The organism is Pseudomonas sp. ChxA (assembly GCF_030263855.1).
GTDB lineage: Bacteria > Pseudomonadota > Gammaproteobacteria > Pseudomonadales > Pseudomonadaceae > Aquipseudomonas > Aquipseudomonas fluorescens_CB.
The window spans coordinates 283,999-309,420 of record NZ_JARPMK010000001.1; the positions used below are offsets into that span (position 1 = coordinate 283,999).

Consider the following 25,422-nt stretch of genomic DNA (forward strand, 5'->3'; position numbering starts at 1 on the left):
CGGGGCGGCTTTTTTGTGGGCGAAAGGTTAGATGGCGATATGCAAAACTACGGCGCCGACCAGCACCAGTGCGACACCCACAACCTGCACCGCCGACAACCGCTCCTTGAAAAACACGAACCCCAGAATCGCCGCAATCCCACCGGACAACGTACTGATCACCGTCACCACCGAAACCGAGCCCGCCATCGCACCCCACGAAAATGCCGAGAACCCACCCAGGTTCATCAAGCTCGCGCCGGTCAAGGTCGCGCAGTTTTTCAGCGGCGGGATTTTCAGGCCGTCCTTGATCTTCAACACCATCACCACCAGCACACACAGGCCCACCAGGTAACCCAGCCACAGCATGGTGATCGGCCCCAACGCCGGAAGTGTGTAGCGGCCCTGCAGCCAGAAGCTGGTGCCATACAGCAAGGCCGCGAGCATGGCGTAGGCGATGGACTGACGCGGGTTGTTGTGGGGCGTGCCGTTGTCCTTGTGGATGCTGGACAGGATCACACCGATTACGCAGAGGCCGATGCAGCCGAGTTGGATCAAGTTGATGTGTTCGCCGCTGGCCCAGGACAGCAAGGTGGTGACTACGCCGTAGGACGTTACCAAAGGCGCAACGATGGCGGCTTTGCCCAGGGCGAAGGCCTTGGACAGTGCCAGCGCGCCGGAGACGGTGAGCAGGGCGGCGGTGATGCCCAGGAGCCAGACGCTCAACGGGGCATTCAAGGATTTGAACAGGAAGGCCGGGAAGATCACCAGCAACAGGGTCATGATCAAAAAGCCAAGGGCTTGGCCGAAATACACCGCGCGTTTAACGCCTACGGCTCGGGCGTTGAGGCCCACGAGAAAGTCCGTGCCGCCCCAGAGGAGAGCGGCCAGCAGGCCCATTATTACGTCCATGTAAGGTCCTTGTTGTTGTGTCAGCAACTTCAGTTGCCCGCGATGCAGGCGACTCGGTCTGTCAGTAATACCGAGGTGATGCCATCGCAGGCAAGCCAGCTCCCACACCGGTATTCGGTGGTCTTGGGATCAGCTCAGGTTTTCCAGGGTTTGCGTATCCCAGCTATGGGTCTTGATCGCCAGGTAGAGCATGCCGATGGTCAGCGGGACTTTGTCGCCCCGGCCCTTGGCGCGACGTTTGAGGAACACATCGAACACCGGCGGTTTGAAGTAACGATAAGCATCGTAGTCGCCCAGGTCGAGGGCAAACTCTTGTTCCATCGCTTCCATCAATTGCTTGGCCTCGGCGCCGTCGCAGCCGAGCTCAAGGTTGATTGAGGTTTCGAGGCGCAGGGTCTTGTGCTTCGGCAGGCCGATTTCTTCGTGCAGCAGTTGCAGAAGCTGCTGCATCACGGGGTCTTCGGGGAAGTTGGGGGCCAGGTTCATGGTGGGGGCACGCAGGAGTGGGTGAGGGGGATGGTTGCGGTGGCGGCGGTATTTGTTTCGGGTAAACAACAGACGAATGCCGATAATAAAGGCGAATGTCGGAAGACTGTCGAATTGTAATTCGCTTAGCCAGGAGGTGGCGACGATTAGAAGTGTTGATCCGGTTACGATGAGAGCCAGCCCGAACCATTTTCTGAGCTCGGGATGCTTCAACTTACTATCGAACAGGACAGTAAGGGCAATAAGAATGAGGAGCGAGCCCCAAGAGCTGTAGTCGACCATCGTTGAGTCCTTTCGATGTTCACGGTTTTTACCGGGACAGTTGAGAGGTCACTAGTTTCGGTCATGTGAAGGGAGGTTATGTAGAGGGCTGGGCAGGTGTTTTGATCAGTTTGGGAAGAGGACTACGCGGCGTTTGCCTGCTTCCCACAAAGCTTTCCGGCATTTGCGGTTTGACAGTGATTTTTTTGGTAACACCCACCCAATGTGGGAGCCGGGCTTGCCCGCGATGGCGGTGTGCCAGGTATGGAAATATTGCCTGACATCCCGCCATCGCGGGCAAGCCCGCTCCCACAGGTTTAGCTCAGTGGTTGGCTTGGTTGTGGTTGAGTGTCGACTGCCGGTTGCAGTTGAACGTGCTGCGCTGCTTCCAGCAGATCACAACCATCCTGCACCAGCAGATACAGGGCATTGATGATGTGGGAAATGTCTTTTAGGTCGGCGTGTTCGTAGGTCAGGCAGGTGAAGGTTTCCAGTAAGTGGTGGCAGCGCGGATGCGCTGGTGTGCAGCGCACTGGATATCTTCGGCGGCGGCTTCGGTGTGGATGAGGAGTGGGTGGGTGTCGGTGAAGTTGGTGCGTAACTGACGATAGCGATTCATCGTTTCAAGTATTTGCATTTGAAGGTACTCGGTTTGCTGTTAGGTAACCGACATCACCGTGGCCAAACGGTGGGTGGCGGACTGTGCGCAGGTTGGCCAGCCGGAAACAGCAATCCGGCACGTCCGAAGACGTCCCACACACAGCCGCCATAACAGTGCTTTACGAGACGATAGACGTTCGCAAAGCATGTAGTGGCACTTGTGTGCGCTGTTTTCGAGTGACCAAACCCGATCGCTGACTTGGCAGCGATGGGCCAAACCTTAGAAGTGGACGTTATTTCGAGCAATAAACAGATGGTTTAAGTAGTGGTGATCAGATCGTTCCCACGCTCCTGCGTGGGAATGCCTCCCGTGACGCTCTGCGTCACCAGTGCCGAAGGCTGAATCCGGGCGCGGATGGCGGGACGCGGAGCGTCCCAGGCGGCATTCCCACGCAGAGCGTGAGGAACGATCAGTCAGGACGAGGTCATAAACCCTATTGGGATCAACTGGGCATAGAGGGTGGATGCCTTGACGATAGGCAGCGCATTTGCGGCGAAGTATTCGGGCGTTTCAACGGCATGCACGGCCAGTTGCTCGGAGGTGGGTTTTGGCGCAGCTGCACAGCCCAGCAAGGGCATTGCGAGGAGCAAAGAAAGCGGTGGCACGCGAGACATTCACGACTCCTTGTCGGGGCTTGTATTCAAGCGTGCTACTGTCTGCATTTTTGCGCGGTCTTGCTGGTTTTCTCTGTATTAGTTTGTAGCGTTTATCCCCGACCGTTTACCGATCGCTGGTCTATGTTTTTGACTCGTTCAGCGGTCAATGGAGTGACAGCTTATGCACAACACCCTCCAACAGGTCTTTGGTTATCCACAGTTTCGTTTGGGCCAGGAAGCCGCGATCAGCGCGGTGCTGGCCGGTCGTTCGGCCGCGGCTATTTTTCCCACCGGCTCGGGCAAGTCTTTGTGTTATCAGCTGTCGGCGGTGCTGTTGCCGCACCTGACGCTGGTGGTGTCGCCGCTGTTGGCGCTGATGCAGGACCAGTTGGGTTTCCTGCAGCGCCATGGCATTTCGGCCGGCAGTATCGATTCGGCGCAGAGCCGCGAAGACGTCAATGAGGTGATGGCCCGTGCGCGTTCGGGTGAGCTGAAGATCCTGATGATTTCCGTGGAGCGCTTGAAGAACGAGCGCTTCCGTAACTTCCTGCAAAGCGTGCAGATTTCGCTGCTGGTGGTCGACGAGGCGCACTGCATTTCCGAGTGGGGCCACAACTTCCGTCCGGACTATTTGAAGCTGCCGGACTACCAGCGCCAGTTCAATATCCCACAAGCGTTGCTGCTGACGGCTACAGCCACGCCCAAGGTAATTGCCGACATGCAGGCCAAGTTTGCGATTGCGCCGGATGATGTGATCACCACGGGCTTCTACCGGCCCAATCTCAACCTGCTGGTGGAGCCGGTGAGTGGCTACGACAAACGCCGGCGCTTGGTTGAATGGATGAACGAACGGGCCAACCAGCCCAGCATCGTCTACGTCACCCAGCAAAAAACCGCCGAGCAGATTGCCGAACACCTGACCCGCAATGGCATCCAGGCCGAGGCGTATCACGCCGGGTTGCCCCACGATAAACGCGAGGGTATCCAACAGCGTTTCATGGGCGGGCGCTCCAATTGCATCGTTGCCACCATCGCGTTCGGTATGGGCATCGACAAGAGTGACATCCGCAACGTGGTGCACTTCGACCTGCCCAAGTCCATCGAGAATTACAGCCAGGAAATCGGCCGCGCCGGGCGTGACGGGCAGCCGTCCGATTGCCTGGTGCTGGCCAACCGCGACAGCCTCAATGTGTTGGAAAACTTTGTGTATGGCGACACGCCGGAGCAGGAGGGCATTCGCCGTGTACTGGAGGAGTTGCAGGCGGCGCGAAGCGAGGGCCAGTGGGAGTTCCTGTTGAGGTCGCTGTCGGACCACAGCAACATCCGCGAGCTGCCGCTCAAGACGCTGCTGGTGCAGTTGGAACTCAAGGGTGTGATCGCACCGCGTTATGCGTTTTACGCCGAATACCGCTTTAAGTACCTGATCGAACCCGAGGCGTTGCTGGCGCGGTTTTCCGGCGAGCGGCAGCAGTTTGTCGCGGCGATCATCCAGGTGTGTAAACGCGCCAAAACCTGGGCGACGGTGGATTTCGATGCGCTGTACCAACAGCACAATGCCGAGCGCAGCCGTGTGGTGAAGGCGCTGGATTACTTCCAGGAGCAGGGTCTGATCGAGCTGGAAAGCAAGCAGATGACTGAGGTCTACAGCCTGCTCGATACCGACTTTGATCCGCGGGTGCTGAGCGCCGAGTTATACACAGGCTTCAAGCACCATGAAGTGACGGAAGTGGCACGGATCCACGCCATGCTCGAGCTTTTTGCTACCGAGCATTGCCTGGGGCAGCGCCTGGCCAAGTACTTTGGCGATGAAAATGCCCCTCAACGCTGCGGGCATTGTTCGGTATGCCACGGCCACGTCGCACATTTGCCGCCGCCGCCGAGTTTGCCGCCACTTGTGGATAAAAACTTCATGGAGCTGTGCGGTGATTTTATCCACAGGCATCATGAGCACACCATGAACCTGCCAGAAGCGGAACGGCTGACGCGGTTTCTCGGCGGTATCAGCGTGCCGCTGTTTACCAAGCTGAAGGCGCGGGCCATATCGGGGTTTGCGGCGCTGGAGGATTACCCTTACGCCGAGGTGCGTGAGTGGGCGCAAGCCCACCTGAATGACTTGTAAACCCACTTTCCAGAGAACCGCCCATGCCTGACTCAATGCCGCAACGCGCCGATTACCGTCACTTCCAGCCGATCATCACGCGTTGGCACGACAACGATGTGTATGGCCATGTGAACAACGTCACCTACTACAGCTTTTTCGACACGGCGGTGAATACCTACCTGATTGAAGAAGGTGGGCTGGATATTCATGACGGTGAGGTGGTGGGGTTTGTGGTGAGTTCGGCGTGCGATTATTTCGCCTCGATCGCGTTTCCGGATCGCCTCGACATCGGCCTGCGCGTGGGCAAACTCGGTAACAGCTCGGTGCAATATGAGTTGGCGGTGTTCAAGGCCGGCGAGGTTGAAGCCTGTGCGGCGGGGCGCTTTGTGCATGTGTTTGTGGATCGGGCGTCGAACCAGCCGGTGGCGATTGCGGGGAAATTGCGCGAGGCGTTGGAGCGGTTGGTGGTTTGAGGCCCTTTTTCATGCAATGAAAGTCAAATGTGGGAGCTGGCTTGCCTGCGATAGCGGTGGGTCAGGACGCACATCTAATCCTGACCCACCGCTATCGCGGGCAAGCCCGCTCCCACACTGGTTATTCAGTGTTCTTTAGAACTTACCGATGACGGTAGTGGTGCTTGTTCTTGCGATGCCCATAGGCATGCCCGCGTCCACGGTGGTCATCACGGTCATAACGACGGTTATCGCGCCCGCGGTAGCGGCGGTCATCGTCATTGCTCTTGTTGCCCATGTAGTTGCCCAGCGCACCACCTGCACCACCGCCGGCTGCTGAGCCGACCAGTGCACCGGTGCTGCCGCCAACACTGCGGCCCACGACGTTGCCGCCGGCTGCGCCCAGTGCGCCACCAATGGCGGCTTCGCCACGGCTGCGTTTATCGGCACCCACCGCACTGCCGCCTGCGCCACCCAGCGCGGCGCCGATGGTCGAACCGGTGTTGCCGCCCAACTGCTGGCCGACAACCGAACCTAGAACCCCGCCCAATGCGCCGCCCACACCGGCTTCGGTGGTGCCACCGGCCATGGCTGCGCCACTGACCAGGCCAAGGGACAACAAGAGAATCGAGGAGAACTTCATAGAGAGACCTCAAGAGGATGACGGCGCGATCCTGAGGTTGTATCGAGGCGCTGACAATCGAAAACCGACCGGTGGTACAGGTTGTATACAATTCGCTAAGTTGCTGTTTTGTATAGGGAACTTAAGTCAATTTTGTGAGTCTTTAACTACTTCGGAACGGCCGCTTTTATGCAAAAGCGGCCTTTTTTGTGCCTGAGTAAAACTGCCGGCATTGTTCTCTTGTGGCGAGGGAGCTTGCTCCCGCTGGGTTGCGCAGCGACCCCAACATTATTGCGGGCGCTACGCACCCGAGCGGGAGTAAGCTCCCTCGCCACGATGGTTTCTGCTTAGGCTGAGCGGGCCATGATCAAGCCACTGTCGCTCGCCGCTTCCAGGCAAATCGCCACGAACTTCGACGTCGGCGTATGGCTGCCATCCCCTGTGCTTTCCAGCGGCACCAGCGGGTTCACTTCCGGGTAGTACGCCGCCGCCTGGCCTGCCGGAATATCAAACGCCAGCAAGGTAAAGCCCTTCACGCGGCGCTCGCGGCCATCTTCCCACAGCGACACGATGTCAGCCTTCTGCCCCGGCTTGAAGCCCAGGCGGATGATGTCGGCTTCGTTGACGAACAGCACGTCACGCTGGCCTTTGACCCCACGGTAGCGGTCGTCCAGGCCATAAATAGTGGTGTTGTACTGATCGTGGGAGCGCATCGACTGCATGATCAGGTCCGGCACCCGGCCTGTGGCGTGGGTGCGTTCGTGGATCAGGTCTTTGGGCAGCACGTTCGGACGGAAATTGGCGCGGCCCGACGGCGTGTTCCAGCGGCGTGCACCGGCGGAGTTGCCCAGGTAGAAACCGCCTGGGTGCTTGATACGTTCGTTGAAGTCCTTGAAGCCTGGGATGGTGTCGGCGATCAGGTCGCGGATGCGCCCGTAATCGGCCACCAGCCAGTTCCAGTCCACCGGCTTGCTGCCCAACGTGGCGGCGGCAATCCCGGCCAGAATCGCCGGCTCGGACTTCATCAGCTTCGACAGCGGCTGCAGTTGGCCATTGGAACCGTGCACCATGCTGAACGAGTCTTCCACTGTCACCGCTTGCGGGCCGTCGGCCTGGATATCGATGTCGGTACGGCCCAGGCACGGCAGGATCAGCGCGTCTTTGCCGTGCATGAGGTGGCTGCGGTTGAGCTTGGTGCTGATCTGCACGGTCAGGTCGCAGCTGCGCAGGGCTTCAAAGGTGCGCGGGCTGTCTGGCGTGGCTTGGGCGAAGTTGCCGCCCAGGCCGATAAACACCTTGGAGCGGCCTTCGAGCATGGCGTGGATCGCTTCGACCACGTTGTGGCCGTTGGTACGCGGCACCTGGAACTGGAAGCGCCGCTCCAGCGAATCCAAAAACGCCACCGGCGGGCGTTCGTTGATGCCCATGGTGCGGTCGCCCTGCACGTTGCTGTGACCGCGCACCGGGCACAGGCCGGCGCCTGGGCGGCCGATGTTGCCGCGCAGCAGCATCAGGTTGGCGATTTCCTGGATGGTCGGCACCGAATGGCGATGCTGGGTGATGCCCATCGCCCAGCACATGATCACGTTTTTGCCTTTGGCATACATGCGCGCCGCCTGCTCAATCTCGACCAGGCTGAGGCCGGACTGCGCGACGATTTCATCCCATGAGGTGTCGTCGATCTGGCCCAGGTACTCCAGCACATTGACGCTGTGTTCATTGAGGAAGTCGTGGTCGAACACCGCCTCTTTGCCTTCGGCCTGTGCCTGGCGCTCCCACAGCAGCAGGAACTTGGCCATGCCGCGCAGGATCGCCATGTCGCCACCCAGCGCCGGGCGGAAGTACGCGGTGTTGGTCGGCTTGTCGCCGTTGGTGAGCATTTCCAGCGGGTGTTGCGGGTGCTGGAAGCGTTCCAGGCCACGCTCTTTGAGCGGGTTGATGCACACCACCTGCGCGCCACGTTTTACCGCTTCGCGCAGCGGTTCGAGCATGCGCGGGTGGTTGGTGCCGGGGTTCTGGCCCCAGACGAAAATCGCATCGGCATGTTCGAAGTCATCAAAGGTCACGGTGCCTTTGCCGACGCCCACGCTTTGCGCCAGGGCGACGCCGCTGGCTTCGTGGCACATGTTCGAGCAGTCGGGAAAATTGTTGGTGCCATAGGCGCGCACAAACAGCTGGTACAGGTACGCCGCTTCGTTGCTGGCCCGGCCCGAGGTGTAGAACTCGGCCATGTCCGGGCTTGGCAGGGCATTGAGGTGCTCGCCGATCAGGGCAAAGGCGGCTTCCCAGCTGATGGCTTTATAACGATCGGTCTCGGCGTCATAGCGCATCGGCTCGGTCAGGCGGCCTTGGTATTCCAGCCAGTAGTCACTCTGCTCCAGCAGGGCCGTAACGCTGTGTTTGGCGAAGAAGGCCGCGTCCACGCGGCGCTTGGTGGCTTCCCAGTTGACCGCTTTGGCGCCGTTCTCGCAGAACTTGACCATGCCGCTTTCCGGCGAGTCGCCCCAGGCGCAGCCAGGGCAGTCGAAACCGCCGTTCTGGTTGGTCTTGAGCATCATGCGCAGGTTTTTCATGGCGTTGTCGCTGGTCAGCCAGGCCTGCGCCACGCTGATCAGTGCGCCCCAGCCGCCGGCCGGGCCTTTGTAAGGCTTGTAGCGCGGGGTCGGGGTTTGGTCGGCTTGGTGATGCATGCTCATGGCTGGTTCTCCATCGCAGGGCTGTAGACCCGCGGCGCACTTTTCTGCGGCAGGTGGATGAGATTGAGGTTGTGCCGGCGCGCCCATTGCAGGGCCAGGCCGGTGGGCGACGACAGGCTGACCAGGGTCTGGATGCCTGCGCGCAACACTTTTTGAATCAATTCGAGGCTGCAGCGGCTGGTGACAATGGCCAGGCCGCCGTCGGTCGGAATTTTTTGGCGGATCAGCGCGCCGATCAATTTATCCAGGGCGTTATGCCGGCCGATGTCTTCGCGGCCCATCAGCAACTCGCCCTGGTCATTCATAAAGACCGCCGCATGCACCGCGCCGCTGTATTGGCCCAAGGGTTGAAACGCGCTGATACGTTGGCGCAGGCCGTCGAGCCATTCGGCTGGCGGCAAGGGCGCACCGGGCAGCACTTGCAGGTCCGGCAGCGCTTGTTCTACGGCTTCTACGCCGCACAGGCCGCAGCCGCTGGTGCCGGCCAACTGGCGGCGCTGTTGCTTGAGGTTCCAGAAGGCGCGGCTGGAGATCTGCACTTGAGCGTACTGGGCAGAGCCTGTGCCACTGAGTTTCAGATCATAAATGTCGCTAACGTCGGTGATAATGCCGCTTCCGATGCTGAAACCGACGATAAAGTCTTCCAAGTCGGTGGGCGTCACCAGCATCACCGCCTGGCTGATGTCGTTATAGGCAATCGCCAACGCCACTTCTTCGGCCAACGCAGTGCTGGCGATTTCAGTGTGTTCGAGATTGCAAAACTGGTAGCTCTGGCTGGCGGCTGGCGCGGGCGTTTCGAGGGCAGGCGCCGCGCAGACTGGGCGCTTGGCGTTCATGGGGCAGTACCACCGAGGGAATGATCAATCTTTAGACTAGGCGCGACAAAGGGTCGCGTCTAATCGGCTGTACTGATCTATTGATAGATGGCGTCGATCACGGCGTCTGTTGTGGCCTTATTCCAGGCAGCGCGCAGGCTAGCGTGTTTGGGTCTTTGGTTGGCTTGGAACCCAAGTCTGTAGGACTGGTCTAGTCTTGGGCATCTGGAACTTAAATCCCAAGGAGAGCGCACCATGAGTATTTTTAGCTTTGTTAAGGAAGCAGGCGAGAAGTTGATTGATCTGTTGACGCCGGGTAATGCCAATGCTGGCGAAGAATTGAAAAAGCATATCGAAGCGGTAGGGCTGGGTAACCCGAACGTTCACGCCACCGTCGACGGTGACAAGGTGACGATCACCGGTGAAGTTGCCAGTCAGGAAGAGAAAGAAAAAATCCTTCTGGCGGCGGGTAATATCGCGGGTGTTGCCAGCGTGGATGACCAGATTACTGTGACCGGCCCCGCGGTCACGGCCGCTCGTTTTGTTGTGGTGAAAAAAGGCGACACCCTCAGCGCGATTTCCCTGGCGGTGTACGGCAATGCCAACCAGTACAACAAAATCTTCGAGGCCAACAAGCCGCTGCTTAAAGATGTAAACAAAATTTACCCAGGCCAGACACTGCGTATTCCTGAGTAATACACCGGCCTAACTGTGGGAGCAGGTATATGTGGGAGCTGGCTTGCCTGCGATAGCATCACCTCGGTATCACTGATACACCGAGGTGCCTGCATCGCGGGCAAGCCCGGCTCCCACACTGGCCAGTTCCCACATTTACATTAGAGCCCAGCAATCAGATCTCGGTAATCATCGACTGCCGCAAACTCCCCCGTGTCCTTTGGCCCCTTCTTACTGTCCGGCTCTTTGACCGCCAGCAAATGCCCCACGCCAAACTCGCGCGCACTGCGCAGGATCGGCAAGGTGTCATCAATAAACAGGCTGCGGGCTGGGTCGAACTGGATGTCGGCTTGCAAGGCATCCCAGAATTGCTGGTTTTCCTTGGCGAAACCGTAGTCGTGGGAGCTGATCAACCGCTCGAAATACGGTGCCAGTTCAATCCGCTCCAACTTCAATGACAGCGAATCACGATGGGCGTTGGTGATCAAAATCACACGCTTGCCGGCCTGTTTGATCGCCGCCAGAAAGGTGTCCGCGTCCGGGCGCAGGGCGATCAGGTGCGCGGTTTCCAGTTTGAGTTCGCGTACCGGAATGTTCAGCTCGGCACTCCAGAAGTCCAGGCAATACCATTGCAATTGTCCGGCGTTACGCTCGAACAGCGGCTGCAACTCCATGTCGGCCATGGCCCGGCTCACGCCGTGCAGCTCGGCGTAGCGCTGTGGCAGGTGCTCCATCCAGAAGTGGTTGTCGAAGTGCAGGTCGAGCAAGGTGCCGTCCATGTCCAGCAGGACGGTGTCGATGGCGTGCCAGGGCAAAGAGGGCATGGGGCGTTCTCATGTAAGTAAAGATATCCGACACAGACAATCGGAAAAGCCACGGTATAGTAACCCGATCACGCCAAGGAGCCGCTTATGCGCCAGAAACCCACCGTCCTCGCCCGCGAAATAGTCGCCAGTAGCCGTTTGTTCCGCGTGGAGGAAGTGCAATTGCGCTTTTCCAATGGCGTTGAACGGACCTACGAGCGCCTGGTTGGCCGCGGTGCCGGTTACGGCGCGGTGATGATCGTGGCGATGATCGATGCCGACCACGCTTTGCTGGTGGAAGAGTACTGCGGCGGCACCGACGAATATGAATTGTCGTTGCCCAAGGGCTTGATCGAACCTGGCGAGGACGTACTGGCGGCGGCCAACCGCGAACTCAAGGAGGAGGCCGGTTATGGTGCGCGTCAGTTGGAGCACATTACCGAGCTGTCCTTGTCGCCTGGTTATATGAGCCAGAAAATTCAGGTGGTACTGGCCACCGAGCTGTATGAAGAACGCCTGGAAGGCGATGAACCTGAACCGATGCGCGTGGAGCGCGTCAACCTGCGCGAGCTGTCGATGCTGGCGCAAAACGAGCAGTTCAGTGAAGGCCGTGCATTGGCGGCCCTGTATTTGGTACGAGACCTGTTGACCCAGCGTGGAGCTTTTGTCGCATGAGCGAACTGTTTTTAGGCCATCCGTTTATTGCCCCTGTGATCGAGCTGGCGCGCCAGGCGGGTGAGGTCATCCTGCCGTATTGGCGTGCGGATGTGGCGGTCACCTCCAAGGCGGATGATTCGCCGGTGACGGCGGCCGACCTGGCGGCTCACCACCTGATCCTGGCGGGCCTTACCGCCCTGGACCCGAGCATTCCGGTGTTGTCCGAAGAAGACGCCGATATCGACCAGAACGTGCGTGCCGGCTGGCAGCGCTGGTGGTTGGTGGACCCGCTGGATGGCACCAAGGAATTTATTTCCGGCAGCGAAGAGTTTACCGTCAACATTGCGTTGATCGAACAAGGCCGCGTGGTGTTTGGCGTGGTATCGATGCCCACCAGTGGCCGCTGCTACTTCGGTGGCGCGGGCCTGGGCGCGTGGCGCTCGGACGTGAGCGAGGCGCCCAAGCAGATCCAGGTACGCCAGACCCCGGCGGCCGGTGAGGCCTTTACCGTGGTCGCCAGCCGCCGCCATAGCAGCCCGGAGCAAGAGCGCCTGCTCAGTGGCTTGAGCGAAGGCTTGGGTGAGCTGAAGCTGGCCAATATCGGCAGCTCGCTGAAATTCTGCCTGCTGGCCGAAGGCAGTGCTGATTGCTACCCGCGCCTGGCGCCGACGTCGCAGTGGGACACGGCTGCGGCCCAGGGCGTGCTGGAAGGGGCGGGTGGCGAGGTGCTGGAGTTGAGTGGTGCGCCGTTCAGCTATCCGGCGCGGGCTTCGTTGCTCAATCCGTTCTTTCTGGCGTTGCCGGCCAAGGCCGCGTGGCGTGAGCGCCTGTTGACCCTGGCCCGCTCTTAAGGCCACAACAGGTCAAAATGTGGGAGCTGGCGTGCCTGCGATAGCGGTGTATCAGTCGATAGTTGATTCGACTGACACGGCCTCATCGCAGGCAAGCCAGCTCCCACAGTTGTTTTGTGTTGTGCAGGCAGTTAGCGGTGCAGGACGTATTGGCCAGTAAAGTTGACTGCTCGTTCTACACTGCCCTCATTCACAATCCACGTCTCCAGCGCCAACCGTGCCCTACCATAGCGCTGGTACGTCGCCACAAAGCGCTTCCACACCTTGTCTTCCGGCGCGGCGCAAATGGCAATCGCATCCTGGGTCACTGGCAGCGGATAACTGATCTGCCCTTCCTGAATCACGATATGCCCGTCTTCAATCCCGTCTTCGCGCAGCTTCAGGTGCAGCCAGCCCCAACCCGCCAACACGGCGCCGCAATAGAGGCTGCCGCCAAACATGGTGCTCTTGTGGTTGATATTGGGCTGCAGAGGCAGGTGCAACTGCAGTTGGCTGTGTTGCCAGTCGAGCACCTTTAGGCCCATTTCCCGGGTGAGGGGAATGTCGTGGTGAAGGATCGATTCCAGGTAGCGGCTGTCGCGGTTCATGGCGGTCTCTTGGCGGGTCATTCGTCGTCGGCGCTGTGGCTGGCGCTGTCGGCGAAGTTCAGGCCGTGCTTGCGCAGTTTGTCGTGCAGAGTTTTGCGTGGGATGCCCAAGGCTTCGGCGAGGCTGCGCACCGAGCTGTGGGGGCGGGTCAGCTCGGCGGCGATCAGGCTTTTTTCGAACTGCTCGACCTGATCGCTTAAACCGCCAGAGGTTGACGTCAGCACGCCTGCGGCGGGGTTGTCCGCCGTGGCATCGAGTGCCAGCTCCAGCCCAAGGGCAAAGCGCTCGGCTGCATTTTGCAGTTCACGCACATTGCCCGGCCAGCTGTGGCGCAACAGCAGGGCGCGTTGGCCCGGTTGCAGCTCGTGCAACGGCAGGCCATGGCGGCTGCTGGCTTCGTCGGCAAAATGCTGGAACAACATCAGTGCGTCTTCACCGCGCTCGCGCAGTGGCGGAATGCGCAGCGGTGCAACGTTGAGACGGTAATACAAGTCGGCCCTGAAGCGTCCCTGGTCGGCGGACTGGCGCAGGTCTTCCTTGGTGGCGGCGATGATGCGGATATCCAGTGGGATCAACTGATTGCCACCCAAACGCTCGACCACACGCTCCTGCAACAGGCGCAGCAGCTTGACCTGCACGTCCAGGCTCATGCTTTCGATTTCATCCAGGAACAACGTGCCGCCATTGGCGAACTCGAACTTGCCGATGCGGCGTTTCTGCGCGCCGGTAAAGGCGCCGGGCTCGTGGCCGAACAGCTCGCTCTCCACCACCGATTCCGCCAGGGCGCCGGCGTTGATCGCTACAAACGGCCCGCTGCGGCGGCTCGACAGGTCGTGCAGGGCGCGGGCCACGACTTCTTTGCCGGCGCCGGTTTCACCGAGGATCAGCACGTCGGCACGGGTCGCCGCCAGGGCGCCGATCTGCTCACGCAGGCGCAACATCTGCGGCGAATGCCCGACCAGGCGCGTGCTCAATTGCTGGCGATCACTGAGGGCCAGGCGCAGGCTGCGGTTGTCCAGCACCAGGCGGCGCAGGGCCAGTGCGCGGCGCACGCTGTCGAGCAGGGCATCACTGGCGAAAGGTTTTTCGAGAAAGTCATAGGCCCCGGCGCGCATGGCCTGCACCGCCAGCGGCACATCGCCGTGGCCGGTTATCAGCAACACCGGCAGGTCCGGGTCCTGGCCGTGCAGTTCGGCCAGCAGCTCCAGGCCGTCCATGCCGGGCATGCGGATATCGCTGACCACCACGCCCGGCCAATCGCGGGACAGGCGCGCCGTGAGGCCCGTGGCTTCGCCCAGGGTCAGGACTTTCAGCCCGGCCAGGTCCAGGGTCTGGCACAGGGCCTGACGCAAGTGTGGATCGTCGTCGATCAACACCACCTGGATCTGGTTATCGATACTCATACACTGCGGTCCTCGGACGGTTGCAGACTTACGCCCGGCGAGCCGGCACGCAATTTCAGGGTTAACAGCGCGCCGCCTTCCTTGTGGTTGGCGAACAACAGTTCGCCGCCAAAGGCACGCATCAAAGTGTCACAGATCGCCAGGCCCAGCCCCAAGCCCTGGGTGCGGGTCTTGGTGGTGTAGAACGGCTCGCTGGCGCGGCCCAGGGCTTCCATGCAAAAACCTGGGCCGTTGTCGCGAATGTACAGGTTGACGCCCTGTTCGGTGGTTTGGGCACTCAACCACAGTTTGCGCGGCGGGCCTTTTTCGGTGAGGGCGTCGAGGGCGTTGGCCAGCAAGTTGCCGAGCACCTGGCGCAGGCGGGTTTCGCCGGCTTGCACCCACAAAGTCGCCTCGGGCAAATCGCGGATCAACTCCACCTCCATCGAACGCCGCCGCTTGGCCAGCAACGCCAAGGCATCGTCGAGTGCCGGTTGCAGGGCCACGCTTTCCGGGGCGTGGCGGTCGCGGCGGGCGAAGGCGCGCAGGTGCGCGATGATCGAGGCCATGCGACCGGTCAGTTCGCTGATCAGCTTGAGGTTGCCACGGGCGTCGTTGGTGCGCTCGTGGTCGAGCAGGATCTCGGCGTTTTCCGCGTAGCTGCGGATCGCCGCCAGCGGCTGGTTGAGTTCGTGGCTGATACTCGCCGACATGGTGCCCAGCGCCGACAGCTTACCGGCCTGCACCAGGTCATCCTGGGCGCGCACCAGTTCCTGCTGGGCGTGTTCACGCTCCAGCACTTCCTGTTTGAGGCGGCGGTTGAGGCCTTCGAGGTCGCTGGTGCGCTCGATCACACGCGCTTCCAGCTCGCGGCGGGCCTTGGCTTCGAAGGCGATGCGCTCCAGGTAATGGCGACGGCGCTGCATCATCAGACCCAGCAGCAACATCAGCACCAACAGCGTCGCACCACCAACGGCCACTACGGTGCGCACCGGGCGATTGATCAGCGAGCGCGGCGCGAGGATTTCCACGGTCCAGCCGGTCTCGGCGATGGCCGTGGATTGGCGCAGCCACGCCGTGGTGTTCAGCGCCAGCGGTTGCGGGTCGCGGGTCGGGTAGGGCTGGATGGCGATGATTGCCTGGCGCTCTTCTGCCGTGAGCGGTCGGGTCGCACGGAAGCGCCATTGCGGGCGTGAGGTGAGGATGACCACGCCGTTATGGTCGGTCACCAGCAGTTGCTCGGGGGTTTTGCCCCACAGGCTTTCGGTGTGGTCCAGGTCGACCTTGACCACCAGCACGCCGATTATTTTTGCGCCGTCACGCACGGCGGCGGCGAAGAAGTAGCCGCGTTTGGCCGAGGTGGTGCCCAGGCCGAAAAACCGCCCCAGGCGCCCGGCCATGGCTTCGCTGAAATAGGGCCGGAACGAGAAATTGCGGTCGACAAAACTGTCCTGCTTGTCCCAGTTGGAGGCGGCGAGGGTCTTGCCGGTGGTGTCCATCAGGTACATCACTTCCACCCCGGCCTGGGCGGCGACGTCCTTGAGCAGCAGGTTGGCGTTGGTCAGGTTGGCGCTGACGTGGGGCGCGTCCAGCGCGGTGCGCAGGGCCGGCAAGTCACCGAGGATCTGCGGCAGCACTTCATAGCGGTGCAGGGTGCCGAGCAGGTTGGCGACGTACAGGTCGAGGGTCTGACGGTTCTGCCCGGCCAGTTCGCTGCGGTAATAGCGCTCGGCCAAGTGCTCCAGCGGCCACAGCAGCGGTGCCAGGCACAACGCCAGTAAGGCGAGGCTGCGCCAGCGAGGTCTACGCGGGAGGGGTGGAGTCATGGGAGTCATGCGCCTGTGGGGACAGGCGCATTATGCCTAGGGCCGGCGTGCAAGGCACTCGCCGGTCATGCAAACAGATCGGCGTCTGCCAAGGCCTTGCCGTTCTGATCCTTGGCGGACAGGGTTGGCGTGCCCTCAAACTGCCAGTCAATCTTGAGTGCCGGGTCGTCCCAGCGAATACAACGCTCAGCCGAAGGCGTGTAGTAGTCAGTGGTCTTGTAGAGGAACTCGGCGTAGTCGCTGAGCACTACAAACCCATGGGCGAACCCCTCTGGAACCCATAGCTGGCGGTTGTTTTCGGCGGACAGACGCACGCTGGTCCACTGGCCGAAAGTAGGCGAGCTGCGGCGGATATCCACCGCCACGTCCAGGACCTCACCGGCGGTCACCCGCACGAGTTTGCCCTGGGTGTTTTCTATCTGGTAGTGCAAGCCGCGCAGCACGCCCTTTTGCGAACGGGAGTGGTTGTCCTGCACAAACTCCAGTTGCAGGCCGGTGGCTTGGGCAAACGCCTTGGCGTTGAAACTCTCATAAAAAAAGCCACGCTCATCGCCAAATACCTTCGGCTCGAGGATCAATACTTCGGGCAGCTTGGTCGCGATTACATTCATTGGTTTCCCTCGCCGGGTGAACAGGTCGTGTGATCAGAACTTTATGCGATCAGGTCTTTTGGGTCGGTATTGCCCAGGCGCTCGCCTTGATAGCTGCCGTCCTGGACCCTGCGGCACCAGTCCAGGTTATCGAGGTACCACTGCACGGTTTTGCGCAGGCCGGTTTCAAAGGTTTCTTCCGGGACCCAGCCCAGGTCGTGTTCGATCTTGCTCGCGTCGATCGCGTAGCGCTGGTCGTGGCCCGGGCGGTCTTTGACGAAGGTGATCAGGTCGGTGAACTTCTCCACACCGGCCGGGCGCTGTGGCGCCAGTTCTTCGAGCAGGCCGCAGATGCCGCGCACCACGTCGATGTTCTTCTGCTCGTTGTGACCGCCGATGTTGTAGGTCTCGCCCACCACACCTTCGGTGACCACTTTGAACAAGGCGCGGGCGTGGTCTTCGACGAACAGCCAGTCGCGAACCTGCAGGCCATCGCCGTAGACCGGCAGCGGCTTGCCGGCGAGGGCGTTGAGGATCACCAGCGGGATCAACTTCTCAGGGAAGTGGAACGGCCCGTAGTTGTTCGAGCAGTTGGTCAGCAGCACCGGCAGGCCATAGGTGCGCTGCCAGGCGCGCACCAGATGGTCGGAGGCGGCTTTACTGGCCGAATACGGCGAGCTGGGTGCATAAGGCGTGGTTTCGGTGAACAAGTCGTCCACACCGTGGAGGTCGCCGTACACTTCGTCGGTGGAAATATGGTGGAAACGGAACGCGCTCTTGGCCGGTTCCTCCAGGGCCTGCCAATAGGCTCGTGTGGCTTCCAGCAGGCTGTAGGTGCCGACGATGTTGGTCTGGATAAAGTCCGACGGGCCGTCAATGGAGCGGTCGACGTGCGACTCGGCGGCCAGGTGCATGATGGCCTGTGGCTCAAAGCGCGCCAGCACGGCGCTGACGGTGGCCTGGTCGATGATGTCGGCCTGCACGAACTCATAGCGGCTGTTGCCGGCGATGCTGGTGAGTGACTCCAGGTTGCCGGCGTAGGTGAGTTTGTCCAGGTTGAGCACTTCGTGCTCGGTGTGTTGAATCAGGTGACGAACCAGGGCAGAACCGATGAAGCCGGCACCGCCGGTGATGAGAATGCGCATTCAGAGAGCCTTTTTTCCAAGACAGACATTAAGCCAGAGCATAGCTTGAGTTGCGCAACGGGGCGGCGCAAGCGTGCGGCGGTGTGAGGGGGTTGCCTTCTGCCCTCGGGTAATGGCGATATAGACGCTTAAAAAAACCGAGGTCGTCACAATGTTGCTCGCCACGTTGATCCATCGCGCCAATTTGCCTTGCCCATACGTAGACGCACAGCAGGCGGCACAGCTGCTCGAACACTATTACGGGCTTACCGGCACCTTGCACGCACTGGGCAGCCAGCAAGACCTCAACTACCGCGTCGACAGCGAGCGCGGCCGGTTTGTATTGAAAATCTGCCGGGGTGATTACGCCGCAGTCGAGTTGCAGGCACAGCACGCGGCCTTCAACGCGCTGCAGGCGCATGCGGATGTTCGCGTGCCCAAGGTCATCAAGGCGCTCAGCGGTGACGAGTTACTCACCGTGGCGCTGGGCGGGCAAACCCTGCATGTGCGCCTGCTGGATTACATCGAGGGCCAGCCTTTGACCCATCTGCCGCATCTGGGCCGTGCGGTGATCGCAGGCTTCGGTGACCTGTGTGGGCGGATGAGCCAGGCGCTGGCCCCGTTCACCCATCCGGGCCTGGAGCGCACCCTGCAATGGGACCCGCGCCACGCCCAGGCGCTGATTACCCACCTGTTGGGCACATTGGAAAACCTGCCCCAGCGCACGGCGCTGGAGCAGGTGGCCGAGCAGGTCGGCCGCCGCCTGCAGCCGCTGGCCGAGCACCTGCCATGGCAGGCCGTGCACATGGACATCACCGATGACAATGTGGTGTGGCAGCGTGATGCCCAGCGGCATTGGCAGGTTCAGGGCGTGATTGATTTCGGCGACCTCGTGCACACCTGGCGCATTGCCGACTTGTCAGTGACCTGCGCGGCACTGCTGCACCATGCCGACGGTGATCCCTTCGCGATGTTGCCGGCGATCCAGGCGTTTCACGCGGTCACGCCGCTGGCGCGTGCAGAGTTGCAGGCATTGTGGCCGCTGATAGTCGCCCGCGCCGCGGTGCTGGTGCTCAGCAGCGAACAACAGCAACGCCTGGACCCGGACAATAGCTACTTAAAGAAAAACGCCGAGCACGAGTGGGAAATTTTCCATGTGGCGACCTCAGTGCCCTTCGAGTTGATGGACGCCGCCATTTTGAGTTGCGTCGGTGAAGCGCTCACGCCGCTTGCCGATCAAGACTTCGCACCGTTACTGCCAGGCTTGGTGGGCCGTGAGTTCGCGTTGATTGACCTGGGCGTTCTCAGCCCGCATTTCGAGGCGGGCAATTGGGAGGCGCCCGGCATCGACCGGCGGTTGCTGGATGAAGCCGCAGCGTTGCATGGGCTGGCGGCCAGCCGTTACGGGCAGTATCGGCTGTCGCGGACCTGCGCCGACAGTGCCGTGGAGCCGGACACTTTTCCCCTTCATGTGGAATTGCACCTGCCCCATGGCACCGTGCTGGAAGCGCCCTTTGCTGGCACGTTGCGTCACGGCGACGACGGTGTGCTGTGCGTACACAGCGCCGCGTTGAACCTGCGTTTATGGGGTGTGACCACGGCCCTCAAGGCCGGCGCGGTGCTGGTGGCAGGACAAGTCCTGGGTGAGGTTCACGCGCCGCTTACCGTGCAGTTATGCCGTGTCGACCTTGAGCCGCCGTTGTTCTGCACGCCGTCCCAGGCGCAGGCCTGGCAGGCCCTTTGCCCGTCGCCGGCGACGCTGCTGGGGTTGGCCTGTGATGCGCAGCCGGAGCTGGACCCCGAAGCGCTGTTGGCGCGGCGCGATGCCAGCTTCGCCCGCTCGCAAAAGCACTATTACGTCGACCCGCCGCGCATCGAGCGCGGCTGGCGCAACCATTTGATCGACATGCAGGGCCGTTCTTACCTGGACATGCTCAACAACGTCGCGGTGCTTGGCCATGGCCACCCGCGCATGGCGGCGGTGGCGGCGCGGCAATGGTCATTGCTCAATACCAATTCGCGCTTTCACTACGCGGCCATTGCCGAGTTTTCCGAACGTTTGCTGGCGCTGGCACCTCAAGGTATGGACCGGGTGTTTCTGGTCAACAGCGGCACCGAGGCCAACGACCTGGCCATCCGCCTGGCGTGGGCCTACAGCGGCGGGCGCGACATGCTCAGCGTGCTGGAGGCCTACCACGGTTGGTCGGTGGCGGCGGATGCGGTGTCCACCTCGATTGCAGATAACCCGCAAGCCCTGAGCAGCCGCCCGGACTGGGTGCACCCGGTGACCGCGCCGAATACCTATCGCGGCGAGTTTCGTGGGCAGGACAGTGCGGCCGATTACGTGCGCAGCGTGGAACACAACCTGGCGAATATCGCCGCGAGTCAGCGCCAACTGGCAGGGTTTATCTGCGAGCCGGTGTATGGCAATGCCGGTGGCATTTCGCTGCCGCCGGGTTATTTGCAGCAGGTGTACGCCTTGGTTCGCGCCCAAGGCGGCGTGTGCATTGCCGATGAAGTGCAGGTGGGTTACGGGCGCATGGGCCACTTCTTCTGGGGGTTTGAAGAGCAAGGCGTGGTGCCGGACATCATCACCATGGCCAAGGGCATGGGCAATGGCCAGCCGTTGGGCGCGGTGATCACCCGCCGGAAAATCGCCGAGGCACTGGAGGCCGAAGGGTATTTCTTTTCGTCCTCAGGCGGCAGCCCGGTGAGTTGCCGCATCGGCATGGCCGTGCTGGATGTAATGGAGGAAGAAAAGCTGTGGGAAAACGCCCAGGTGGTGGGTGGGCACTTCAAGGCGCGCCTGGAGGCGTTGATCGAGCGTCACCCGTTGGTCGGCGCGGTGCACGGGTCCGGCTTCTACCTGGGGCTGGAGTTGGTGCGTGATCGGCAGAGCCTGGAACCGGCCACTTCCGAGACGGCGCTGCTGTGTGATCGCCTGCGCGAGTTGGGGATTTTCATGCAGCCGACCGGCGACTACCTCAACATCCTCAAGATCAAGCCGCCGATGGTGACGTCTAAACGCAGCGTGGATTTCTTTGTCGACATGTTGTCGAAAGTGCTCGATGAGCAATTGTAGGTTGTCGATTGTTATCGGCTAAATGTTGTCATATTTGTCTACTATGATCTTTTATCACTTTTAAAGCCGATTTTTATCCGTTATAAAGTCGGCCTTCACCCCATCCGGAGTCTTGAACGCCATGACCACCCTGCACAGCACACCTCGCGCCGATGGCTTCTACATGCCCGCCGAATGGGCGCCGCAAACCCAAACCTGGATGATCTGGCCCGAGCGCCCGGACAACTGGCGCCTGGGCGGCAAGCCGGCGCAGGCCGCGCATGTGGCGGTGGCCAAGGCCATTGCGCGCTTTGAACCGGTGACGGTCGCGGTGTCTGCCGGCCAGTACGAGAACGCCCGTGCGCGCCTGGATGTGCCCAATATCCGCGTGGTCGAAATGTCCAACGACGACGCCTGGGTGCGCGACACCGGCCCGACCTTTGTGATCAATAACAGCGGCGAAGTGCGTGGTGTGAACTGGGATTTCAACGCCTGGGGCGGCTTTGACGGCGGCCTGTATGCGCCGTGGAACCGCGATTCGCAGGTGGGCGGCAAGATCCTCGAGATCGAGCGCGCACCGCGCTACCGCACCGAAGGCTTCGTGCTGGAAGGCGGTTCGATCCATGTCGACGGCGAAGGCACCGTGATCACCACCGAAGAGTGCCTGTTGAACCGCAACCGCAACCCGCATCTGGACCGCGCGGCTATCGAAGCGGTGCTGCGTGACAATTTGGCGGTGGATAAAGTCATCTGGTTGCCGGACGGCCTGTTCAACGATGAAACCGACGGCCATGTGGATAACTTCTGCTGCTACGTGCGCCCCGGCGAAGTGTTGCTGGCCTGGACCGATGACCCACAAGACCCCAACTACGCGCGCTGCCACGCCGCCATGGCCGTACTGCAAAGCAGCACAGACGCAAAAGGCCGCTCGTTCACAGTGCATAAAATGCCGATCCCGGGCCCGTTGTATGCCACCGAAGAAGAATGCGCCGGTGTCGATCCGGTAGACGGCTCGCAGGAACGTAATCCCACTGTGCGCCTGGCCGGTTCCTACGTGAACTTCCTGATCGTCAACGGCGGCATCATCGCGCCGAGCTTCGACGACCCGTTGGACAGCCAAGCCAAAGAGATCCTGCAGAACCTGTTCCCACAGCACGAAGTGGTGATGGTGCCGGGCCGCGAACTGTTACTGGGTGGCGGCAATATCCATTGCCTGACCCAACAACAGCCGGCACCGCACAAAAATTGAGTGCGGTTGTAACAGCGTTTGAGTGAACGCCAAGCGCTACCTGTTTATAGTGCTTACAGCAAGCCCGCAGCCTGGCTAGGTTGCGGGCTTTTTTGTGTCCGAACGCCTATAAACACGGGACATTGGCATAGCTCTTGTATCGGTGTTGCCACAGTGTCCCAAGGTGATGACTGCACAGTTCTGTCACAAACCTTGAGTAAGTTAGCCGCTCACGCAGTAGGAGAGAGCGCTGAAATGAATGCCGATATCAACCTGATCTACACGCGCCCGTTCCACCCGACGCGGGTTAGCGGTGATGCGATCCATGCGCTGGCGCTGTGGTTGAAGGCAAACGGCTCGCGACAGGTGAGACAGCAACAGCCTGATGTGCGCAGCGTGATGAGCGAACGCTACCCGGCGGGGTTGTTCAGTGAGGATGAGCTGCTGGCGTTGTGCGAACTACTGAAAACCTGAAGACCACTGAGATCAATTGTGGGAGCTGGCTTGCCTGCGATGGCATTCTGTCAGTCAGCGACTTTCCAGCAGATGTACCGCTTTCGCAGGCAAGCCAGCTCCCACATTGACCGCGTGAAATTTAGAAGCTGTAGGTGCCTGTCACTACCAGGCTACGTGGCTCGCCCGGTTGGATCTGCGCTGCGCTGGTGGCCGAGGCGTAGTAGTTTTTGTCCGCGATGTTGTTCAGCGCCGCGCGCACGTCCCATTCTTTCTGGCGGAACCCGGCCAGCGCATCCCAGCGGCCATAACCTGGCAGCACCACGGTGTTGAGGTTGTCGGCGTAACGGTCGCCCACCAGGGTCAGGCCGGTTTCTGCGTACCAGCCCATCTCCGGTTTCCAGGTGATAAACAGGCTGGCGTTACGCTTGGCGACGTCGCTGATGCGTTTGCCTTCAAAGCCGTTGTTGTCCTTCACCACCTTGGCATCCTGCAGGCCGATGCCACCGCGTACGTACCAGTTGCCGACGACTTTGCCGGTGGCGGTCAGCTCCACGCCGCGTGAGCGTTGTTCGCCGGTGAGCAGGGTGATGGTGCGGTCCAATGGGTCGCTGGTGCGGCGGTTGTAGAGTTCCAGCTCGTACACGGCCAGGGTGGTGCTCAAGCGGTCTTCGAGCCAGTCGCTTTTAACGCCGATTTCCTTTTGCTTGGTCAGCTCGGGGCTCAGGTCGTTGACGGCGCCTGCGGCATTGGGGGCGATGCCGATCAAGCCGCCGCCAGCTGGCGAGAAGGTCTTGCTCCATGAAGCATAGAACGAGTGGTGTTCCAGCGGCGTCCAGACCAGGCCGATGCGCGGGCTGGTGCTGCGGCTGTCGACCGCCTGTTGGGTGTTGAGCAGCTTGCTGGTGGTGTCCACTTCAAAGTAGTCGTAGCGCAGGCCGGCCAGCACTTGCCATTGATCGTTGAGGCGCAGTTGGTCCTGCACGTAAAGGGCGCGGCTTTCGACTTCGGTGTGGTTGTTGCTGGAAACACTCATGCGGCCGGTGTGGCTCAAGTGGCGGTTGGGCTGGTTGAGGTCCAGGCCAGGCACGGCTTGGCCGCCACGGTTGGTGGCGGTGGCGCTGTACAACTTTGGATCACGGCGCTGGCTGCCCAGCTCCAGGCCGGTGAGCAGGCGGTGCTCCAGGCCGAAGGTGTCGAAACCGCCTTCCAGCTCAAGGTTGTTGAACACGTTGCGAGTGTTCAGGTCTTGTTGCCAACGTTGGCGCGAGACTTTGTTGGTTTTTGGGTCGTAGCCGACCTGGTAGGTGTTGTCGAAATCGCTGTCGAGCTTGAACACGCCGAGGGTGTGGCGCAGCTGCCAGTTGGCATTGATTTCGTAGGCCAGCTTGGAGCGCAGGGACTGGGATTTATCGTCGATGTAATCGCGGCTATCGAAGTAGGTCGTGCTGCGACTCACATCGGCCGGGCGGCCGTTGACCCCGGGAATGCCACGGTCCGGCGTGCGGTTGTAACGGCTGTATTCGTATTGCACCAGCCAGTTCAGGTCCGGCGTCAGTTGCCAGCTCATCGACGGCGCGAACAGTTGGCGATTGCCGCTCACACCGTCGCGAAAACTGTTGTTGTCCTGGTTGCCCATGTTCAGGCGCAGGCTGATGTTATCCGTTGGGTCGGTGCTGAGGTCGGCGTACAGGCTGCGCAAATCCTGGCTGCCGCCTTGGGCTTCGATGCTGGATGTGTGGCCCGCCTGGGGCAGTTTGCTCACGCGGTTGACGATCCCGCCCTGGCCGCCGCGCCCGTACAGTACGGCGGCCGGGCCTTTGAGGACTTCAATGCGCTCGATGTTATGCAGGTCGCGCACGTACTGGCTGTCGTCGCGGATGCCGTCCAGGTAGAAGTCATTGCTCGCGTCAAAACCACGAATACGCAGGCTGTCGAAGCGCGTATCGGCGCCGCTGCTGACGTTGGGAATGCCGCTTAACGCCTGGCCCAGGTCGTTGGTGCCGTAGGAACGCAGGCTTTCGGTTTTAACCGAGTCGATGGCCTGGGGCACGTAACGCACCGAAGTGGCCGTGCGGGTGGCGGTATTGGTCTCCTTGACGCGCGGGTCGTCTTCATCGGCTTCGGCGCTCACCGAAGTTTCAGGCAAGACCGTGGCGGCACAGGCAAAACCGGCAGACAGCAAAACAGAAAGCCCAAAAGTGATGGGCGTCAGGCGAGAGGCAGGCATGGGGAATAGATCCAAAAGTGTTGGAAAAAGAAAAGCGCGCGAATGGTAATGCTTTGCATTTGCGCAAGTTATCTATTCCCAAACATACCTTCGCTAAAAATGTTACATGATGTGTTTTCTTGACGAATCAGACGATTTTTCAGGCTCGAGCGAAGGCCCTGGAATGCATCGCTTAGAATTATTTCGCCTAAATTCAGACGATTCACGAAATTGACACATAGTTCAACGCGCGCATAGGATTGCGCCCAACGCCTGTGGCTCACCGCCATGACTCATCCAATAAAAAAAGGCCCGCGGCAGTTCAGTCGTCCGCGGGCCTTATTTTTTTGGGGAAAGTCGACACCAGAAAAGCGACACGGAGCCTGGTGTCACAG

21 protein-coding genes and 1 pseudogene are annotated in these 25,422 nt (G+C 60.8%); 8 read left to right on the plus strand and 14 right to left on the minus strand.

Going from position 1 to position 25,422, the window contains the following annotated elements:
* Positions 1–27: 27 nt before the first annotated feature.
* The 4 genes and pseudogenes from P5706_RS01145 to P5706_RS01160 form a co-directional block, all read right to left on the minus strand.
* Entirely contained in the window at positions 28–891 is an 864-nt protein-coding gene (locus P5706_RS01145; RefSeq protein WP_285678358.1) for a DMT family transporter, read from the minus strand.
* A 129-nt stretch (positions 892–1,020) separates the two neighbouring features.
* Positions 1,021–1,659, minus strand: a complete 639-nt coding sequence (locus P5706_RS37090; protein ID WP_285678359.1) for a DUF1493 family protein — start codon at positions 1,657–1,659, stop codon at positions 1,021–1,023.
* Between the two features lie 296 nt (positions 1,660–1,955).
* Positions 1,956–2,257, minus strand: a pseudogene (locus tag P5706_RS01155) (hypothetical protein).
* A 455-nt stretch (positions 2,258–2,712) separates the two neighbouring features.
* Positions 2,713–2,913 carry a hypothetical protein gene (locus tag P5706_RS01160; protein ID WP_285678360.1) on the minus strand — a complete coding sequence of 67 codons (201 nt, stop codon included), beginning with the start codon at positions 2,911–2,913 and terminating at the stop codon, positions 2,713–2,715.
* A 163-nt stretch (positions 2,914–3,076) separates the two neighbouring features.
* Here P5706_RS01160 and P5706_RS01165 point away from each other — a divergent pair, with 163 nt between their 5' ends.
* A complete protein-coding gene (locus P5706_RS01165) occupies positions 3,077–5,014 on the plus strand; it encodes a RecQ family ATP-dependent DNA helicase (RefSeq protein ID WP_285678361.1) in 1,938 nt (645 codons plus the stop codon).
* A gap of 23 nt (positions 5,015–5,037) precedes the next feature.
* A complete protein-coding gene (locus P5706_RS01170; RefSeq protein WP_219269098.1) occupies positions 5,038–5,469 on the plus strand; it encodes an acyl-CoA thioesterase in 432 nt (143 codons plus the stop codon).
* Between the two features lie 142 nt (positions 5,470–5,611).
* Here P5706_RS01170 and P5706_RS01175 read toward each other — a convergent pair whose 3' ends face one another.
* The 3 genes from P5706_RS01175 to fdhD all read right to left on the minus strand — a co-directional run bounded on the left by P5706_RS01175 (position 5,612) and on the right by fdhD (position 9,602).
* Positions 5,612–6,091 carry a glycine zipper domain-containing protein gene (locus P5706_RS01175; RefSeq protein ID WP_200431127.1) on the minus strand — a complete coding sequence of 160 codons (480 nt, stop codon included), beginning with the start codon at positions 6,089–6,091 and terminating at the stop codon, positions 5,612–5,614.
* A 326-nt stretch (positions 6,092–6,417) separates the two neighbouring features.
* Positions 6,418–8,766 (minus strand): FdhF/YdeP family oxidoreductase, encoded by a 2,349-nt coding sequence (locus P5706_RS01180; RefSeq protein WP_200431126.1) that lies wholly within the window; start codon positions 8,764–8,766, stop codon positions 6,418–6,420.
* On the minus strand, positions 8,763–9,602 hold the full coding sequence (gene fdhD, locus P5706_RS01185; RefSeq protein WP_200431125.1) for a formate dehydrogenase accessory sulfurtransferase FdhD: 840 nt from the start codon (positions 9,600–9,602) through the stop codon (positions 8,763–8,765). The genes P5706_RS01180 and fdhD overlap by 4 nt, the downstream gene beginning before the upstream one ends.
* A gap of 234 nt (positions 9,603–9,836) precedes the next feature.
* Here fdhD and lysM point away from each other — a divergent pair, with 234 nt between their 5' ends.
* Positions 9,837–10,277, plus strand: a complete 441-nt coding sequence (gene lysM / locus P5706_RS01190; protein ID WP_200431124.1) for a peptidoglycan-binding protein LysM — start codon at positions 9,837–9,839, stop codon at positions 10,275–10,277.
* Positions 10,278–10,417: 140 nt separating this feature from the next.
* On the opposite strand, the gene yrfG is transcribed toward lysM, so the two are convergent.
* Entirely contained in the window at positions 10,418–11,080 is a 663-nt protein-coding gene (yrfG, locus tag P5706_RS01195) for a GMP/IMP nucleotidase (RefSeq protein ID WP_200431123.1), read from the minus strand.
* Positions 11,081–11,167: 87 nt separating this feature from the next.
* On the opposite strand from yrfG, the gene nudE reads away from it, so the two are divergent.
* Together nudE and cysQ are read left to right on the plus strand one after the other, a co-directional pair.
* On the plus strand, positions 11,168–11,734 hold the full coding sequence (gene nudE, locus P5706_RS01200; RefSeq protein ID WP_017135384.1) for an ADP compounds hydrolase NudE: 567 nt from the start codon (positions 11,168–11,170) through the stop codon (positions 11,732–11,734).
* Positions 11,731–12,567 carry a 3'(2'),5'-bisphosphate nucleotidase CysQ gene (gene cysQ, locus P5706_RS01205; RefSeq protein WP_056860705.1) on the plus strand — a complete coding sequence of 279 codons (837 nt, stop codon included), beginning with the start codon at positions 11,731–11,733 and terminating at the stop codon, positions 12,565–12,567. The genes nudE and cysQ overlap by 4 nt, the downstream gene beginning before the upstream one ends.
* Positions 12,568–12,698: 131 nt before the next feature.
* Here the strand turns inward: cysQ and P5706_RS01210 are convergent, their stop codons facing one another.
* From P5706_RS01210 to rfbB, 5 genes are all read right to left on the minus strand, one after another.
* The gene (locus P5706_RS01210; protein ID WP_285678362.1) at positions 12,699–13,154 is read right to left on the minus strand and encodes a thioesterase domain-containing protein; all 456 of its coding nucleotides are present in this window, start codon (positions 13,152–13,154) and stop codon (positions 12,699–12,701) included.
* 17 nt (positions 13,155–13,171) lie between these two features.
* Positions 13,172–14,557, minus strand: coding sequence for a sigma-54-dependent transcriptional regulator (locus P5706_RS01215; RefSeq protein WP_017135387.1), 1,386 nt, complete (start codon positions 14,555–14,557; stop codon positions 13,172–13,174).
* Positions 14,554–16,362: a sensor histidine kinase gene (locus P5706_RS01220; protein ID WP_285678363.1), complete on the minus strand. Its 1,809-nt coding sequence runs from the start codon at positions 16,360–16,362 to the stop codon at positions 14,554–14,556. Before P5706_RS01220 ends, P5706_RS01215 begins: the two co-directional genes overlap by 4 nt.
* 65 nt (positions 16,363–16,427) lie before the next feature.
* A complete protein-coding gene (rfbC, locus tag P5706_RS01225) occupies positions 16,428–16,973 on the minus strand; it encodes a dTDP-4-dehydrorhamnose 3,5-epimerase (protein WP_285678364.1) in 546 nt (181 codons plus the stop codon).
* A gap of 41 nt (positions 16,974–17,014) precedes the next feature.
* The gene (gene rfbB, locus P5706_RS01230) at positions 17,015–18,097 is read right to left on the minus strand and encodes a dTDP-glucose 4,6-dehydratase (protein WP_285678366.1); all 1,083 of its coding nucleotides are present in this window, start codon (positions 18,095–18,097) and stop codon (positions 17,015–17,017) included.
* A gap of 151 nt (positions 18,098–18,248) precedes the next feature.
* Between rfbB and P5706_RS01235 the strand changes: the two genes are divergently transcribed.
* The 3 genes from P5706_RS01235 (at position 18,249) to P5706_RS01245 (ending at position 22,839) form a co-directional block, all read left to right on the plus strand.
* Positions 18,249–21,158, plus strand: a complete 2,910-nt coding sequence (locus tag P5706_RS01235; protein WP_285678367.1) for an aminotransferase — start codon at positions 18,249–18,251, stop codon at positions 21,156–21,158.
* Between the two features lie 121 nt (positions 21,159–21,279).
* Positions 21,280–22,386 carry an agmatine deiminase gene (gene aguA, locus P5706_RS01240; RefSeq protein WP_200431118.1) on the plus strand — a complete coding sequence of 369 codons (1,107 nt, stop codon included), beginning with the start codon at positions 21,280–21,282 and terminating at the stop codon, positions 22,384–22,386.
* A gap of 234 nt (positions 22,387–22,620) precedes the next feature.
* On the plus strand, positions 22,621–22,839 hold the full coding sequence (locus tag P5706_RS01245; protein WP_200431117.1) for a hypothetical protein: 219 nt from the start codon (positions 22,621–22,623) through the stop codon (positions 22,837–22,839).
* A 121-nt stretch (positions 22,840–22,960) separates the two neighbouring features.
* Here the strand turns inward: P5706_RS01245 and P5706_RS01250 are convergent, their stop codons facing one another.
* A complete protein-coding gene (locus tag P5706_RS01250; RefSeq protein ID WP_285678368.1) occupies positions 22,961–25,048 on the minus strand; it encodes a TonB-dependent receptor in 2,088 nt (695 codons plus the stop codon).
* Positions 25,049–25,422 lie beyond the last annotated feature (374 nt).

Excerpts from the sequence above, each read along its gene's own strand:
- P5706_RS01145 (WP_285678358.1), bottom strand. The coding sequence starts at position 891 with ATGGACGTAATAATGGGCCTGCTGGCCGCTCTCCTCTGGGGCGGCACG.
- P5706_RS37090 (WP_285678359.1), bottom strand. The coding sequence starts at position 1,659 with ATGGTCGACTACAGCTCTTGGGGCTCGCTCCTCATTCTTATTGCCCTT.
- P5706_RS01160 (WP_285678360.1), bottom strand. The coding sequence starts at position 2,913 with ATGTCTCGCGTGCCACCGCTTTCTTTGCTCCTCGCAATGCCCTTGCTG.
- P5706_RS01165 (WP_285678361.1), top strand. The coding sequence starts at position 3,077 with ATGCACAACACCCTCCAACAGGTCTTTGGTTATCCACAGTTTCGTTTG.
- P5706_RS01170 (WP_219269098.1), top strand. The coding sequence starts at position 5,038 with ATGCCTGACTCAATGCCGCAACGCGCCGATTACCGTCACTTCCAGCCG.
- P5706_RS01175 (WP_200431127.1), bottom strand. The coding sequence starts at position 6,091 with ATGAAGTTCTCCTCGATTCTCTTGTTGTCCCTTGGCCTGGTCAGTGGC.
- P5706_RS01180 (WP_200431126.1), bottom strand. The coding sequence starts at position 8,766 with ATGAGCATGCATCACCAAGCCGACCAAACCCCGACCCCGCGCTACAAG.
- fdhD (WP_200431125.1), bottom strand. The coding sequence starts at position 9,602 with ATGAACGCCAAGCGCCCAGTCTGCGCGGCGCCTGCCCTCGAAACGCCC.
- lysM (WP_200431124.1), top strand. The coding sequence starts at position 9,837 with ATGAGTATTTTTAGCTTTGTTAAGGAAGCAGGCGAGAAGTTGATTGAT.
- yrfG (WP_200431123.1), bottom strand. The coding sequence starts at position 11,080 with ATGCCCTCTTTGCCCTGGCACGCCATCGACACCGTCCTGCTGGACATG.
- nudE (WP_017135384.1), top strand. The coding sequence starts at position 11,168 with ATGCGCCAGAAACCCACCGTCCTCGCCCGCGAAATAGTCGCCAGTAGC.
- cysQ (WP_056860705.1), top strand. The coding sequence starts at position 11,731 with ATGAGCGAACTGTTTTTAGGCCATCCGTTTATTGCCCCTGTGATCGAG.
- P5706_RS01210 (WP_285678362.1), bottom strand. The coding sequence starts at position 13,154 with ATGAACCGCGACAGCCGCTACCTGGAATCGATCCTTCACCACGACATT.
- P5706_RS01215 (WP_017135387.1), bottom strand. The coding sequence starts at position 14,557 with ATGAGTATCGATAACCAGATCCAGGTGGTGTTGATCGACGACGATCCA.
- P5706_RS01220 (WP_285678363.1), bottom strand. The coding sequence starts at position 16,362 with ATGACTCCACCCCTCCCGCGTAGACCTCGCTGGCGCAGCCTCGCCTTA.
- rfbC (WP_285678364.1), bottom strand. The coding sequence starts at position 16,973 with ATGAATGTAATCGCGACCAAGCTGCCCGAAGTATTGATCCTCGAGCCG.
- rfbB (WP_285678366.1), bottom strand. The coding sequence starts at position 18,097 with ATGCGCATTCTCATCACCGGCGGTGCCGGCTTCATCGGTTCTGCCCTG.
- P5706_RS01235 (WP_285678367.1), top strand. The coding sequence starts at position 18,249 with ATGTTGCTCGCCACGTTGATCCATCGCGCCAATTTGCCTTGCCCATAC.
- aguA (WP_200431118.1), top strand. The coding sequence starts at position 21,280 with ATGACCACCCTGCACAGCACACCTCGCGCCGATGGCTTCTACATGCCC.
- P5706_RS01245 (WP_200431117.1), top strand. The coding sequence starts at position 22,621 with ATGAATGCCGATATCAACCTGATCTACACGCGCCCGTTCCACCCGACG.
- P5706_RS01250 (WP_285678368.1), bottom strand. The coding sequence starts at position 25,048 with ATGCCTGCCTCTCGCCTGACGCCCATCACTTTTGGGCTTTCTGTTTTG.